The organism is Thalassotalea eurytherma (assembly GCF_030161415.1).
GTDB lineage: Bacteria > Pseudomonadota > Gammaproteobacteria > Enterobacterales > Alteromonadaceae > Thalassotalea_G > Thalassotalea_G eurytherma.
In genome coordinates this window covers 138,359-153,041 of the sequence record NZ_BSSU01000002.1, presented here as the reverse complement: position 1 = coordinate 153,041, position 14,683 = coordinate 138,359, and the positions used below count along the sequence as shown (strand labels likewise).

Annotated in this window: 12 protein-coding genes; 9 read left to right on the top strand and 3 right to left on the bottom strand. The window is 39.0% G+C overall.

Translation table 11 applies throughout. The annotated features are described in order from the left end of the window. Window positions 1-13: 13 nt before the first annotated feature. Genes glnD through QQK02_RS02070 form a run of 3 tightly spaced genes read right to left on the bottom strand, consistent with a single transcriptional unit; the run spans window position 14 to window position 4,117 of the window. The gene (glnD, locus tag QQK02_RS02080; RefSeq protein WP_284206288.1) at window positions 14-2,635 is read right to left on the bottom strand and encodes a [protein-PII] uridylyltransferase; all 2,622 of its coding nucleotides are present in this window, start codon (window positions 2,633-2,635) and stop codon (window positions 14-16) included. A gap of 56 nt (window positions 2,636-2,691) precedes the next feature. Further along, window positions 2,692-3,480, bottom strand: coding sequence for a type I methionyl aminopeptidase (gene map, locus QQK02_RS02075; protein ID WP_284206287.1), 789 nt, complete (start codon window positions 3,478-3,480; stop codon window positions 2,692-2,694). Window positions 3,481-3,511: 31 nt separating this feature from the next. Next, window positions 3,512-4,117: a DsbA family protein gene (locus QQK02_RS02070; protein WP_284206286.1), complete on the bottom strand. Its 606-nt coding sequence runs from the start codon at window positions 4,115-4,117 to the stop codon at window positions 3,512-3,514. Window positions 4,118-4,530: 413 nt separating this feature from the next. On the opposite strand from QQK02_RS02070, the gene rpsB reads away from it, so the two are divergent. The 9 genes from rpsB to bamA all read left to right on the top strand — a co-directional run bounded on the left by rpsB (window position 4,531) and on the right by bamA (window position 14,657). Continuing rightward, entirely contained in the window at window positions 4,531-5,259 is a 729-nt protein-coding gene (rpsB, locus tag QQK02_RS02065) for a 30S ribosomal protein S2 (protein ID WP_284206285.1), read from the top strand. Window positions 5,260-5,350: 91 nt separating this feature from the next. Beyond that, on the top strand, window positions 5,351-6,190 hold the full coding sequence (gene tsf, locus QQK02_RS02060) for a translation elongation factor Ts (protein ID WP_284206284.1): 840 nt from the start codon (window positions 5,351-5,353) through the stop codon (window positions 6,188-6,190). Window positions 6,191-6,526: 336 nt separating this feature from the next. Then, the gene (gene pyrH / locus QQK02_RS02055) at window positions 6,527-7,264 is read left to right on the top strand and encodes a UMP kinase (protein WP_284206283.1); all 738 of its coding nucleotides are present in this window, start codon (window positions 6,527-6,529) and stop codon (window positions 7,262-7,264) included. Window positions 7,265-7,327: 63 nt separating this feature from the next. After that, complete coding sequence (gene frr / locus QQK02_RS02050; RefSeq protein ID WP_284206281.1) at window positions 7,328-7,885, top strand: ribosome recycling factor; 558 nt, start codon at window positions 7,328-7,330, stop codon at window positions 7,883-7,885. 67 nt (window positions 7,886-7,952) lie between these two features. Further along, window positions 7,953-8,705, top strand: coding sequence for an isoprenyl transferase (locus tag QQK02_RS02045; protein ID WP_284206280.1), 753 nt, complete (start codon window positions 7,953-7,955; stop codon window positions 8,703-8,705). Window positions 8,706-8,721: 16 nt separating this feature from the next. After that, window positions 8,722-9,588: a phosphatidate cytidylyltransferase gene (locus tag QQK02_RS02040; RefSeq protein WP_284206279.1), complete on the top strand. Its 867-nt coding sequence runs from the start codon at window positions 8,722-8,724 to the stop codon at window positions 9,586-9,588. A 3-nt stretch (window positions 9,589-9,591) separates the two neighbouring features. Beyond that, window positions 9,592-10,785, top strand: a complete 1,194-nt coding sequence (gene ispC, locus QQK02_RS02035) for a 1-deoxy-D-xylulose-5-phosphate reductoisomerase (RefSeq protein ID WP_284206278.1) — start codon at window positions 9,592-9,594, stop codon at window positions 10,783-10,785. 4 nt (window positions 10,786-10,789) lie between these two features. Continuing rightward, on the top strand, window positions 10,790-12,157 hold the full coding sequence (rseP, locus tag QQK02_RS02030) for a sigma E protease regulator RseP (protein WP_284206277.1): 1,368 nt from the start codon (window positions 10,790-10,792) through the stop codon (window positions 12,155-12,157). A 22-nt stretch (window positions 12,158-12,179) separates the two neighbouring features. Then, complete coding sequence (gene bamA / locus QQK02_RS02025; protein WP_284206276.1) at window positions 12,180-14,657, top strand: outer membrane protein assembly factor BamA; 2,478 nt, start codon at window positions 12,180-12,182, stop codon at window positions 14,655-14,657. The last annotated feature ends 26 nt before the right edge of the window (window positions 14,658-14,683 follow it).

Here is a 14,683-nt window from a genome sequence, read left to right as displayed (position 1 = left end):
ATCCAATTAATGGTTAATCTAAATCGTGACATAGGCGTATGCGCAACATTTCTTTTTGTTGATCTGTTAGCGTAGTGCCATGTTCATTTGATACGGTAAAAACATCTTCTGCACGTTCACCAAAGGTCGTGATTTTGGCAGAATGAATGACAAGATTTTGATCTTGGAATACCTGACCAATACTTGCTAATAAACTTGGGCGATCCATCGAAATGATTTCAAGCATCGTTCTATTCTTACTCGTCGTTTTTGAAAAGTTAACACTCGTATTTACTAAAAATTGTTCGTTCTTTCTCGGTATTGGTTGCACCTGAATATCGTTAGCCGAAGATCTACTGAGCACGCGTTTCAATGAATCGATAATTTCTTGTGCTCGGTGTTCATCATTAATAGGCTTGTTGTACTGATCTAAGATAACAAAGGTGTTCAAGGTATAGCCATTTTTACTCGTGATGATTTTCGCGTCATGAATTAATAGCTTCTTTTGCCCTAATAATGCTGTTGTGCGCGCAAAAAGATGCGGTAAATCTTTGGTGTAAATGAATACTTCAGTACCACCTCGGTATGGTTCAGGACTGATCAATATCAGTGGTTCATTTTTTTCTACAGCAATAATATGTCGAGTGTGCCACTGAATTTGATCTGGCAGATACCTCAAGAAATAATCGGTTCTAAAGTCTTTCCAACAGTGTTTTATTTGCTCTTTATGTAAGCCGTGTTCGTTGATTAATACTTCTAGCGCTTGTGCTTGGTTTTCACGTATTTTAGCGCGTAAATCAACTGGTTTTTCAAGACCAAGTCTAAAGGCTCGCTTGGTTGAGTTATAGAGCTCTTCTAAAAGGTTTTCTTTCCAACTATTCCATAAACTTTCATTGGTTGCGCGCATATCTGCAACAGTTAAACAATAAAGTAAATCAAGACGTGCTTCGTCTTTTACGACTTCTGCAAATATTCTAATCACGGTTTCATCAGAAATATCTTTACGTTGTGCTGTAACAGACATTAATAAATGTTGTTCTACTAACCATGCAATCATACGACCATCATGAGCAGATAAGTCATGCTCTTTGGCAAAGGCAAGGGCGTCAATCGCGCCAAGTTTTGCATGGTCACCACCTCGACCTTTTGCTATGTCGTGGAATATACCCGCAAAATAAAGCAGCTCTGGCTTTCTTGTTCGTTGAACTATTTTGCTACATAACGGAAATTCATGATTATGCTCAGGTTGAGAGAAGCGATATAGGTTTTTAATTAAACGATAACTATGTTCGTCAACTGAATAGGCGTGAAATAGATCGAACTGCATCTGACCAACAATGTTTCGCCATTGCGGTAAGTAGGCGCCGAGTATTGAATAACGGTGCATTAGGTTAAAAGCTAAGCCTAAACCTCTAGGGTGTTTGATAATTGCAACAAACAAGCGTCGGCAGTCGACATAGTCATTCATACGAGAAATTAAACGTCTTCTTGCATTGCGTAATAAGCGTAGTGTTTCTGGATGGAGATCTTTTATTTCCGGTGTTTGAGCAACATGTAAAAACAATTCTAAAATTTTTGCAGGTCGACTAAATAACCTGCTGCGTGTGATCTTAAGTAAACCGTCTTCGACAATAAAATCGTCGCTAATTTCAATTACCTTTGGCGAGTGACTTGCTGGTATCAACTGTCTTTCAAAATGATGAAGTAACATTTTGTTCAGTTCAGCTACACGAGCAATTAGTCGGAAAAAACGTTTCATCATTTTTTCTACGGCAACTTTTCCATGATCACCAAAGCCCATCATTTTTGCGACATCGGCTTGGTAATCAAACAGTAATCTATTTTCACTTCGTTTGGCGACGTAGTGTAAGCAGAATCGCATACGCCACAGGTAATCTTGACACTCTAATAATTCATAATACTCATTTCGGGTCAGATAGTTCGCGGTAACTAACTCTTCCATTGAATCAGCTAAAAAGTGGCGTTTAGCAACCCAAGCAATGGTTTGAATATCTCTAAGGCCGCCTGGGTTTGCTTTTAAATTTGGCTCTAATGTATATGAAGCACCATGATATTGCTCATGACGTTTCTTTTGTTCGTTGCGCTTGGCGATAAAGAATTTGTCTGAACGCCAAAATACATCTTGTTGCAGCAGTGGTTGAAGTTGCTCATATAAATTACGGCAACCGCTGATCAAGCGCATTTCCATGAGGTTTGTCGCAACAGTGACATCATTAACTGCTTGTTTTATACATTCTTGAACATCGCGGACACTATGACCAATATCTAGGCGTACATCCCATAATTGAGTAATAAATTGGCCAATTTTTTCTTCCAATGCTTTATCAACACGCTTTTGTGTTAACAGCAAAATATCAACATCAGAATGGGGGTGTAGTTCAGCGCGGCCATAACCACCAACGGCAACTAAGCTAACTTGATATTCGTCTAGCTGATGCTGACACCATAATTTAGCCAACACGAGGTCAACATATTGTGCACGAGCTTGTACTAGGAACTCAGTATCTTGAAGCTCAAATTGTTTGAGTAGCCATTGAGAAAATTCATCATTTTGCTGACAGATATCTTTTATCGTTAAAGGCGCTGCGGTGATAGCAAACGTGTCAAAATACTGTGATGGTATGTATGCGCTCATTTTATGCCGTATTGTTTTTATTGTGTGCGTAATTAAACCTAGAAAAAGAAAAGGTACTAGTTAACTAGTACCTTTGCAATGGTATCGTCACTGCGATGAGTTAGTATTTCACAACCCGTTTTATTGACAACAATTGTATGTTCCCATTGGGCCGACTTCTTGCCATCTACGGTATAAACTGTCCAGTTATCTTCTTTGTCTAAGATGGTGCCTGATTTGCCTGCATTTATCATAGGTTCAACAGTAAAACACATGCCTTCGACCATTTTTGTTTTATCATTATTTTTATAGTGAACAATTTGTGGCTCTTCGTGAAACTCAGCGCCTATGCCATGGCCGCAGTATTCTTTTACAATACCAAAACGTCCAGATTTCTTGATAAACTTTTGAATGGCGGCACCAATTTCACCAAAGGCAACACCAGGTTTTACTTTTTTCAAACCCATATAAAGTGCTTCTTGGGTAATTCGACATAAACGACGGTCTTCTGGCGTAACATCACCAATTAAGAACATTTTTGATGTGTCACCGTGATAACCGTCTTTAATCACAGTAATATCAATATTGAGAATATCACCATCTTTCAATGGCTGGTCGTTAGGGATACCGTGACAAACAATATGGTTAACTGAAGTACAGATAGACTTTGGAAAACCGTGGTAATTCAAAGGCGCTGAAATCGCTTCTTGTACTTTCTCTGTGTATTCCGCGCAACGTGTATTTAACTCATCTGTGGTAACACCAGCTTTAACATGCGGCTCAATCATCTCTAACACGTCAGCAGCTAACTTGCCTGCTATGCGCATTTTTTCAATTTCATCAGATGTTTTAATTTTAATAGTCATGTAAATCTCTATTCGTTAGCTTGTTTATCTGTTAAGCCTTAAGTTCTAATTTAACGGCTTCAACAATAGCACTTGGTTCTGTTAAATATAAGTTATGGTTTAACAATACTAAATTATCATCAAACGCTAGTAAAAGAGCAGGAATTGATTGCGTGCCAATTACTTCTTGTAAATCAAAAATATCTTGTATGATAAATTCTGCATCTTTGGAAAACATATCATTTTTAAATACTTTAGCTGGTGGCGACATTTTCAACTGTGTGGCGATATCGCTAAGCTCTGCTTTTGAGTCCATTGATAAGCCGTTTTCAAAATGTGCTTTTTGAATGGTTTTAATCAATTCAATCGCTTGATGATTAGCTTTATTATTTGCCCATGCAGTTAGGTTAGCCGCCATTGTTGAGTCTGGCTCGTTCGGTAACGCTTTTTTGTAGTTTTGGGTAAAGCGTATGTTGCTGTCAGCTTCAACATTTTTAATTTGGGACTCATCAACTGCTTGATCACCTTGAAAATAGCCACAGTGCCATAAGTTCAATTTCATATCAGGAAAAGCGTTGGCAATTTCTTCAACTAGTGCACTTGTCGCATAACTCCAAGGGCAATGCGTATCATAAATAAAGATTAGCTCTGCGTTCATAGTTCAGCCATATGTGTGAATGATTTATCTAAGCCGATAATTTTATCTGTTTATCGAAAACTTAGCTATGTTCAGGTGAATTATTTTAATAATTTATTGGTGAAATTCTGCCTGATTTCTCATTTCAGTATTAAAAAAGCATTGTTTGTTGTTTTTCTAAACATTATTAACAAAATTACTGGTTTAAAAAGCCGGGATATGGTATAAAGTGCGCCGCTAAAAACACTATTCAACCTTATTTGATGTGTGTTTGGCGAAAATTTTTAACCGTACTGTCACACTAATGTGTCAGTATTTATTTAAACTCACATACATCTTGCAAAGGTATACCGGGGTGCTCAAAGCATAGTCTATATGCTGATAGGAGTCGTGTATATTGGATGTATGAACGCTTAACCCCAAGAGGAAAAATCATGCCAAACGTTTCTATGCGCGATATGCTTAAAGCGGGTGTTCACTTCGGTCACAAAACTCGTTACTGGAACCCGAAAATGAAGTCTTACATCTTCGGTGCTCGTGATAAAGTTCATATCATCAACTTAGAACAAACTGTTCCAATGTTCAACGAAGCTTTAGCTTTCTTATCTGGCGTAAGCTCTAAGAAAGGTAAAATCTTATTCGTTGGTACTAAGCGTGCTGCATCTCAATCAGTTCGTGAAGCGGCGATCAAATGTGATCAATTTTACGTAGACCACCGTTGGTTAGGTGGTATGTTGACTAACTGGAAAACAGTTCGTCAATCTATCAAGCGTTTAAAAGATCTTGAAACGCAAAGCACAGACGGTACTTTCGATGCTTTAACTAAAAAAGAAGCATTAATGCGTACTCGTGAAATGGAAAAACTTGAGAAAAGCTTAGGCGGTATCAAAAACATGGGTGGCTTACCTGACGCTATCTTCATTATTGATGCAGACCACGAGCACATTGCTATTAAAGAAGCAAACAACTTAGGTATTCCAGTAATTGCTGTTGTTGATACTAACTCGAACCCAGATGGTGTTGATTACATCGTTCCTGGTAACGACGATGCAATCCGTGCAATTACTTTATACACAGACTCAGCTGCTAACGCAGTAGTAGAAGGTCGTGAGCAGAACATCGCTGTTGCTGCTGAAAAAGACGGTTTTGTTGAAGCTGAATAAGCTTACAAAATAAACCTTTTTTAATTTCTAAAATGCGAAGCAGAGCTTCGCATTTTAGATACTATCTCTTGTTAAATCGAGGAATTTACTCATGGCAATTACTGCTGCATTAGTAAAAGAATTACGCGAGCGTACTGGCGCTGGCATGATGGATTGTAAGAAAGCGCTTCAAGAAGTTGATGGCGATATGGAACTTGCAATTGAAAACATGCGTAAATCAGGTCAAGCGAAAGCAGCTAAAAAAGCTGGTAATATCGCTGCTGATGGTCAAATCATCATCAATGGTGGTGCATTAGTTGAAGTTAACTGTCAAACAGACTTCGTAGCTAAAGATGACAACTTCTTAGCGTTTGCTAACAAAGTTGCTGAAGTAGCTGCAGCTGAAAAATTAGCAATTGCAGACTTACAAGCGAAGTTTGAAGAAGAGCGTATCGCTTTAGTTGCTAAAATTGGTGAAAACATCAATGTACGTCGTGTTGAATATGTTGAAGGCGAAACGCTAGCTTCATACAAGCACGGTGCAAAAATTGGTGTTGTAGTTTCAGGTAACGGTGATGCTGAAACATTAAAGCACATCGCTATGCACGTTGCTGCGTCTAAGCCAGAGTTTGTTAACCCTGAAGATGTTCCAGCTGAAGTAGTTGAGAAAGAAAAAGCAATCCAAATCGATATCGCGATGAATGAAGGCAAGCCTGCTGAAATCGCTGAGAAAATGGTTACTGGTCGTATGAAGAAATTTACTGGTGAAATTTCTTTAACTGGTCAAGCTTTCATCATGGAACCAAAGCGAACTGTTGGTGACATTTTAAAAGAGAAAGGTGTAACTATTACTAGCTTCACTCGTTTAGAAGTTGGTGAAGGTATCGAGAAGAAAGAAGAAGATTTTGCTGCTGAAGTAGAAGCACAAATTGCAGCTGCTAAAGGCGAATAATCTTTTTGACTCGATATAGTGTTTTGAACACAGTTTATTGAGTATGTTTTTGATAAAGATTTTGAAAAGAGCTACCCACGGGTAGCTCTTTTTTTGTTTGGGGCAAATGAAATTGCCGTGATTTGTAAAACGACGCTTGGTCTTGTTCAAGGTCTAGTTTTGTGGTTCTCTTCTTAATAGTGCTGTTTATTTCAACAAGTTACTATTTTAGGCTAAATTTGATACGAACAGTCACTAATTTTTACTTTAACCTTTAGATAGTCAAAAAAAACAAGTAGAATATTGGCGGCCTAAGTTGGGCCTAAAAGGCTAGCTTTTATCAACAGGAAAATATTTATGAGCACCAATCCTAAACCCGTTTATCGTAGAATTCTTTTAAAACTTAGTGGTGAAGCCTTAATGGGCGACGAAGGTTTTGGTATTGATCCAAAAGTCCTAGATCGTATGGCTCAAGAAATTAAAGAACTTGTTGAAATGGGCATACAAGTGGGTCTTGTTATCGGTGGTGGTAATTTATTCCGCGGTGCTGGCTTAGCAGAAGCGGGCATGAACCGAGTCGTTGGTGACCAAATGGGCATGCTAGCCACAGTAATGAACGGCTTAGCTATGCGTGATGCTCTGCATCGTGCATTTGTTAACGCACGTTTAATGTCTGCCATCGATTTAGCGGGTGTTTGTGATACCTATAACTGGGCTGAAGCCATTAGCTTATTAAAATCAGGCCGCGTGGTCATTTTCAGTGCCGGTACGGGTAATCCTTTCTTCACCACAGATTCTGCTGCGTGTTTACGTGGTATTGAAATCGAAGCCGATGCCGTATTAAAAGCTACGAAAGTGGATGGTATTTACTCAGATGATCCAGTGAAAAACCCAGATGCTGAGCTTTATCACCATTTAACGTACCAAGCGGTACTAGAGAAAGAATTAAAAGTAATGGATTTGGCTGCGTTTACACTTGCCAGAGATCATTCAATGCCAATTCGTGTTTTTAACATGAATAAACCTGGCGCACTAAAAAATGTGATTATGGGTGAAGCCGAAGGCACAACCATTGATCACGCTGAAAACGCATAGATTTAGAAATTATTAAGTGATACCACCTATATTTGTATAGGTTAATTACCAAGGATATTTATTGTGAATGACGAAATTAAACAAGACGCTAAAGAGCGTATGGGCAAAAGCGTAGAGTCGCTTAAACTTAATTTAAACAAAGTTCGCACTGGTCGTGCACATCCGTCGTTATTAGACAATGTAACGGTTGAATATTACGGTATGGATACACCGCTTAACCAAGTAGGTAACGTGTCTGTACCAGATGCACGCACACTAGCTATTACTGTTTTTGATAAAGGAATGATCGGCGCTGTTGAAAAAGCGATTTTAAAATCTGACTTGGGTTTAAATCCAGCGTCACAAGGTACGTTGATTCGTATTCCGCTTCCTCCGTTAACAGAAGAACGTCGTAAAGACTTAGTTAAAGTTGTGAAAGGTGAAGCTGAAAATGGCAAAGTGGCTATTCGTAATATTCGCCGTGATGCTAATTCTGATATTAAAGCACTAAACAAAGAAAAAGAAATCAGTGACGATGAAATGCATCAAGCTGAAGATGAGATCCAAAAGATCACTGATACATTTGTTAAACAAGTTGACGCTATTTTAGCTGAAAAAGAAGCTGAGTTAATGGAAATCTAAGGTTTTCATTGCTAATTCAACTACGCCGTAGATAATAACTACGGCGTTTTTGTATAAAGGAGTTAACGTGGGCGAAACTATTGCGGCTGTACAACAAGACATTATTATTCCTAAGCATGTTGCAATCATCATGGATGGGAATGGTCGTTGGGCGCAAATGCGAGGAAATAAAAGAGTTGCTGGTCATAAAGCGGGTGTAGAAAGTGTTCGCTCAACCGTGTCAACGGCTAGAAAGCTAGGCGTAAAGGCGCTAACTTTATTTGCTTTTAGTAGTGAAAACTGGCAACGTCCAGAACAAGAAGTTTCAGTACTTATGGATTTGTTTATGTATGTCTTAACGAAAGAGGTTAAGCGCTTACATAAAAATGATATTCGGTTCAAAGTGATTGGTGATTTGTCTCGCTTTTCTGATAAGTTAAAGCGCAATATCGCAAAAGCTGAATCATTAACCGAAAACAATACCGGCATGGTATTATCTATTGCCGCTAACTATGGTGGTCGTTGGGATATAACCCAAGCGGCGAAAAAGTTAGCTCAAAGGGTTCAAAATGATGAATTGGCCCTTGATGAAATAACAGAGCAAACACTAGATGAACAAACATCTTTATCTGAGTTTGCCGAGCTTGATTTGTTAATTAGAACCGGTGGCGATTACCGCATTAGTAACTTTTTACTGTGGCAATCTGCATATGCGGAGTTTTATTTTACCGAAACGTTATGGCCTGACTTTGACGAGAAGCAGTTCCAATTAGCGCTTGAGGCGTTTACACAACGTGAACGACGTTTTGGTAAAACCGGCGATCAAGTTAAACAGAAATAATAAAAAGGATTACCCCTTGTTACTTAAACGCGTATTAACTGCAGTCGTATTAGCACCTTGTGCTATTGCAGCTATTTTTTACCTGTCATTGCAAAATTTTGCTTGGTTACTCTTCGTATTAATCGGCTTAGGTGCTTGGGAGTGGGGTCCTTTAATGGGCATTACTTCAAAAGGTAAACGCATGCTATTTAGTTTATCGAATGTTGTCCTGTTAGGTCTATTGTTCTCATTTATGCCCATCGACCAATTATGGACACCTGAAGGAAACATCGCGGCTAACGCTAAAATTGTTTTGTGGGTAGCCTCTATATGGTGGTTACTTTCTGCCTTTTTAACGTTTGTTTACCCTAAATGCAGTGCGTTTTGGTCAAGTCACCGCAGTGTGCGTGGTGTGTTTGGTTGGCTAACGCTTGTGCCTGCAGGGTTTGCTTTAATGATTGTTCGAAGTGTAGATTATTCATCCGACCCTTATCATGGTGCACAGCTCATGATGTTTTTATTTGGCTTGGTTTGGTCTGCAGATATAGGCGCATATTTTGTCGGTAAATCGATAGGTAAACATAAGCTTATGCCGAATGTGAGCCCTGGTAAAACGCTTGAAGGGTTTATCGGTGGTGTCGTTAGCGCGTGTTTATTAGTTGTAGCAGTTGGTTATGTACTTGAATGGAATTCAACGCAATTTACGCAAGTACTGTTAGTTACCATGTTAATTACCACTATTTCAGTGTTAGGTGATTTAAACGAAAGCATGTTTAAACGCCAAGCCGGTGTTAAGGATTCAGGCAGTATTTTACCAGGCCATGGTGGTATTTTAGATCGTATAGACAGTCTAACGTCTACTGCACCTGTTTTCGCGCTCTGCTATATCTTCATTGGTTGGTAATTTATGCATCAAATTTGTATTTTAGGGTCAACAGGCTCTATAGGTGTTAGTACGCTTGATGTTATCCAACGTAACCCTGAGTTATTTCAAGTGGCAAGCTTAGCTGCTAATACTAATGTTGATGTTATCTTTGAACAGTGTCGAACCTTTTCTCCTCGTCGTGTAGCGTTAGTATCAGAGCCTCACGCTAAAGAACTTGCCCAGCGACTGAACGATGCTAACTTATCAATTGAAGTGCTTTCAGGCGAAGCTGCACTTTGTGAATTAGTGGTTGATGAGTCAACCGATACCATTATGGCTGCAATTGTTGGTGCAGCGGGGCTCTTACCTACTTACCAAGCAATCAAAGCCGACAAACGCGTGTTGTTAGCCAATAAAGAAGCGTTAGTCACCTCTGGTAAAATATTTATTGATGCTTTAAAGCAATCAAATGCGACGCTATTACCGATTGATAGTGAACATAATGCGATTTATCAATGTTTACCTTGGGCTGAACAACAACACGTTGGTGAATGTCAGCTAAAAGATAATGGCGTTAACAAGCTTTTATTAACGGGGTCTGGTGGTCCATTTAGAACATACCCATTAGCAGATTTTGATACCATTACGCCTGCACAAGCGTGTAAGCACCCAAATTGGGATATGGGACGAAAAATTTCGGTTGATTCTGCAACCATGATGAATAAAGGCTTAGAATTTATAGAAGCTAAATGGTTGTTTAATGTTGCGCCTGAAGACATTCAGGTTGTTCTTCATCCTCAATCTACTATTCATTCAATGGTGCAATATAAAGATGGTAGTGTATTAGCGCAAATGGGAAATCCAGATATGCGCACGCCAATCGCTCATGCACTTGCCTATCCAAAGCGGGTTGACGCTGGTGTTGATAATCTAGACTTTTTCACAACAGCATCTTTTGACTTTCAAGCGCCTGACTTTGAAAGATATCCAAACTTAAAGTTGGCTATCGAGGCATGTAAAGCTGGGCAGGCTGCTTGCACTGCGCTTAACGCTGCAAATGAAATAGCCGTTGAAGCATTTTTGAATGAGCAAATTAAATTTACTGATATTTTTAAAATAAATGAAACTTCAGTTAAAAAGTTTGTCTTAGAACAAGTAATAACAATCGACGACGTGCTTGACTTAGATGGTCGAGCAAGAGAATTTGCCATAACTACTCTAAAAGCAATGCAGTAACGCCATGTTTGATTTTTTCTGGAATTTAGCCTCATTTGTCGTAGCCCTTGGAATATTGGTGACGGTTCACGAATACGGCCATTATTGGGTAGCGCGTAAAAACGGTATCAAAGTGATACGTTTTTCAGTTGGCTTTGGTAAGCCAATTTGGCGCAAAGTTGACAAAACAGGTACTGAGTTTGTCGTAGCACTTATTCCCCTTGGTGGTTACGTAAAAATGCTCGATGAACGTGTTGACGATGTCGCACCAGAAGATCAGCATGTTACCTTCAATAGTAAATCTGTTTACCAACGTATTGCGGTTGTTGCCGCAGGTCCTATCGCTAATTTTATTTTTGCGATATTCGCATTTTATTTAATGTTTTTAATTGGTGTTCCAAGTGTTAAACCTATTGTTGGTGAAGCGGAGCCAAACTCAATATTTGCTCAGGTCAATGTCCCCGAGCGTTCTGAAATCATTTCAATAGACGGTCAGCGTACACGTGATTGGCAAGATGTTAATTTAGCGATAGTTAGTCAAATTGGTAATGATACCATCGCATTAACAGCGCAATTGCCTGATAGCCAATTTCAAAAACCTTATGTACTCAATACAAGCGAGTGGAGTTTTCAGCCTGAGCAGCAATCGTCATTAGCGAGTTTAGGGATCAAACCTTATCAAACGAATACTAAGCCTGAGCTGATTGCTGTGGGTAAGGGAACACCCGCTGGTGACGCAGGTTTGCTTGTTGGTGATTACATCACTGCATTTAATGGCATTGCGATAAAAGATGATTGGCAGTTGCTCTCTAATTCAATAAAAGAATACGCCGATGAAGAAGTTTTACTTACAGTTGAACGTAAGCAAAATTCAACGGTCGAAGAACTAACAATACCCGTCAAGCTGGCAAGTAGAACAGTAAACGGGAAAGAACAAGGTTACCTTGGCGTCTCTCCTAAAAGCGAGCCATATCCTGAAGAATACTTAATTGACTTAACCTATGGTCCACTTGAAGCGCTACCACAAGCTTTAGGCAAAACATGGCAGTTAATTACGTTAAGTTTCGACATGATAGGCAAACTCATAACGGGCGATGTTTCGGTAAATAATTTAAGTGGTCCAATATCAATAGCCCAAGGAGCAGGTTCAAGTGCGGGTTATGGAATTGTGTATTTTTTAAGCTTTTTAGCCTTAATTAGCATTAATTTGGGAATAATTAACCTTTTACCCCTTCCAGTACTTGATGGCGGGCACTTACTTTATTACCTTATAGAACTTTTAACAGGAAAGCCTGTTCCTGAAAAAATACAAGAAATGGGTTTTCGATTCGGTGCGTTAATTTTATTAGCCTTAATGAGCATCGCAATAGTTAATGACATCTCACGGCTGTAAACAGAAGTAGAATAAACTGAGTATGACAATTAAAAAAATAGCCTTAGCCGTATTATTAGGCACATTAGGAACTACAGCGACAGCAGCTGAACCAGAATTTATTGTGACGGATATTGACGTCCAAGGATTGCAACGTGTAGCACTAGGTGCTGCGCTTACGCATATTCCTTTTAACGTAGGTGACACTTTAAATGAATTTCGTATTTCGCAATCAATTAAGTCACTTTATAAATCAGGTCACTTTAACAATATTGCCGTTTTTAGAGATGGCACGCGTTTAATTTTTAAAATTCAAGAACGTGAAACCATTAGTGAAATAGAATACGAAGGTAACAAAGATCTAAAAGATGAACAGTTAACTGAAAGTCTTGATAGTAGTGATATCCGTGTTGGTGAAACGTTAGATAGTACCGTTATTTCAGGTATCGAAAAAGGCCTTGAAGACTTTTACCACAGTGTTGGAAAGTATAACGCTGACGTAACCGCTGAAGTCACCCACTTACCTCGAAACCGTGTAAAAATTAAGTTTAATTTTGATGAGGGCGATGCCGCTTCAATTGAACAAATTAACGTGGTTGGTAATGAAGTGTTTTCTGATGCCGAGGTATTGGAAAACATTGAATTAACCTTCGGTTCTCCTTGGTGGAACTTCATGGCACAAGATCGCTATCAAAAGCAAACCTTACAAGGTGATATGGAGACCATAAACTCTCACTATCTTGATAAGGGTTACTTACGCTTTAAAGTTGACTCAACCCAGGTTTCAATGACACCCGATAAAAAAGGTGTTTATATCACGCTTAACGTGACTGAAGGTGAAAAGTACACTATCAGTGAAATCGACTACATGGGTGATATGGCTGGCTTTGAAAAAACAATTGAAGCAATTAACCCATTAAGGACAGATGAACTATATAACGGTGCTTTGGTTACCTATACTGAAGACTCTATCAGTAAGTTCCTAGGTCGATTCGGTTACGCTTATCCTAAAGTAACAGTTATCCCTGATATTAATGATGAAGATAAAACCGTAAAACTGACGCTTTCGGTAGACCCTGGTAAACGTATCTACGTAAACCGTATCAACTTTGAAGGTAACCATGTTACCGCTGATGATGTATTACGTCGTGAGTTACGCCAATTTGAAGGTGCATGGTTATCAAACTCAAATGTTGAAGGTTCAAAGGCGCGTATTGCTCGTTTGCCTTACATTGAAACGGTTGAGTTTGAAACAAACCAATTACCAAATGAAGACGACTTAGTTGATATCGATTTCAACATTAAAGAGCAGCCATCAGGTTCATTTACTGCGGGTGTTGGTTACGGTTCAACAACTAAGTTAAGTTTGAATGCTGGTATTCAGCAAAATAACTTTTTAGGTACTGGTAACCGATTAGGTTTTAATATCAATACGGTGACATATTCTCAGTCAGCATCAGTATCTTATACCGATCCATACTTTACCGTTGATGGTGTCTCGCTTGGTGGTAACATTTTCTACCAAGAATTCGATGCAGGAAATGCTAACCTTGTACAGTATAACAACCAGACATACGGTGTTGGCTTAACGTTAGGCTACCCCATTAACGAATATACCCGTATCAACTGGGGTGTTTCGTACAAGAGTAACGGCATCACACAATTAGAAACCTATGAGCAAATTTCTAACTTCTATGAAATTTACTCAGATCCTAATAACCCAGATGCACAGCTGAAGTTTAAAACCTTTGATTTATCGTCTTCAATTTCACGTGTGACGTTAAACCGTGGTACATTCCCTACAGCGGGTTCATCAATGGCGTTATCTGGTAAGGTGACTACACCAAATTCAGATGTTAATTACTTTAAACTTAACTTTGATGGTAAGTGGTATTTCCCGCTGACTCGTAACCAAAAATGGTCATTCTTAACAAGATTAGAGTTAGGTTATGGTAACGGTTATAGCAAAGTAAATGGCAATGATCAGTTATTACCATTTTGGGAGAACTTCAGAGCGGGTGGTAATGACACCTTACGTGGCTTTGAAAACAACACCGTTGGTCCTCGAGCGATTTATCGTTACCCGCAACAAATTCCGGGTAGCCCAGATCCTGCCGGTGGCTCAAGTGGTTGTTGTTTAGGTCCAGATCATGATGTTATTGATTTATCTCAACGCTCAGTTGGTGGTAACGCATTAGCACTAGGTGGTTTGGAATTGATATTCCCTGTGCCTGTGATTGATGAATCATATGGTAATAGTGTACGTACAAGTTTATTTATAGACATTGGTAACGTATGGGATACTGAATTTAATATTGACGATTACCGTGATTTAGATCAGGATCAGTTTAACAAGATTGTCGACTACTCTGATATTGACACATTCCGTAGCTCAGCCGGTTTATCTGTACAGTGGATTTCACCAATGGGACCTATGGTATTTAGCTTTGCTAAAGCATTAAAAGAGCAAGAAGATGATGATACCAGTTTCTTTAGTTTCAATATTGGACAAACATTCTAATAATAAAGTCTAAGTAACAAATTTTT

Excerpts from the sequence above, each read along its gene's own strand:
- glnD (WP_284206288.1), bottom strand. The coding sequence starts at position 2,635 with ATGAGCGCATACATACCATCACAGTATTTTGACACGTTTGCTATCACC.
- map (WP_284206287.1), bottom strand. The coding sequence starts at position 3,480 with ATGACTATTAAAATTAAAACATCTGATGAAATTGAAAAAATGCGCATA.
- QQK02_RS02070 (WP_284206286.1), bottom strand. The coding sequence starts at position 4,117 with ATGAACGCAGAGCTAATCTTTATTTATGATACGCATTGCCCTTGGAGT.
- rpsB (WP_284206285.1), top strand. The coding sequence starts at position 4,531 with ATGCCAAACGTTTCTATGCGCGATATGCTTAAAGCGGGTGTTCACTTC.
- tsf (WP_284206284.1), top strand. The coding sequence starts at position 5,351 with ATGGCAATTACTGCTGCATTAGTAAAAGAATTACGCGAGCGTACTGGC.
- pyrH (WP_284206283.1), top strand. The coding sequence starts at position 6,527 with ATGAGCACCAATCCTAAACCCGTTTATCGTAGAATTCTTTTAAAACTT.
- ispC (WP_284206278.1), top strand. The coding sequence starts at position 9,592 with ATGCATCAAATTTGTATTTTAGGGTCAACAGGCTCTATAGGTGTTAGT.
- rseP (WP_284206277.1), top strand. The coding sequence starts at position 10,790 with ATGTTTGATTTTTTCTGGAATTTAGCCTCATTTGTCGTAGCCCTTGGA.
- bamA (WP_284206276.1), top strand. The coding sequence starts at position 12,180 with ATGACAATTAAAAAAATAGCCTTAGCCGTATTATTAGGCACATTAGGA.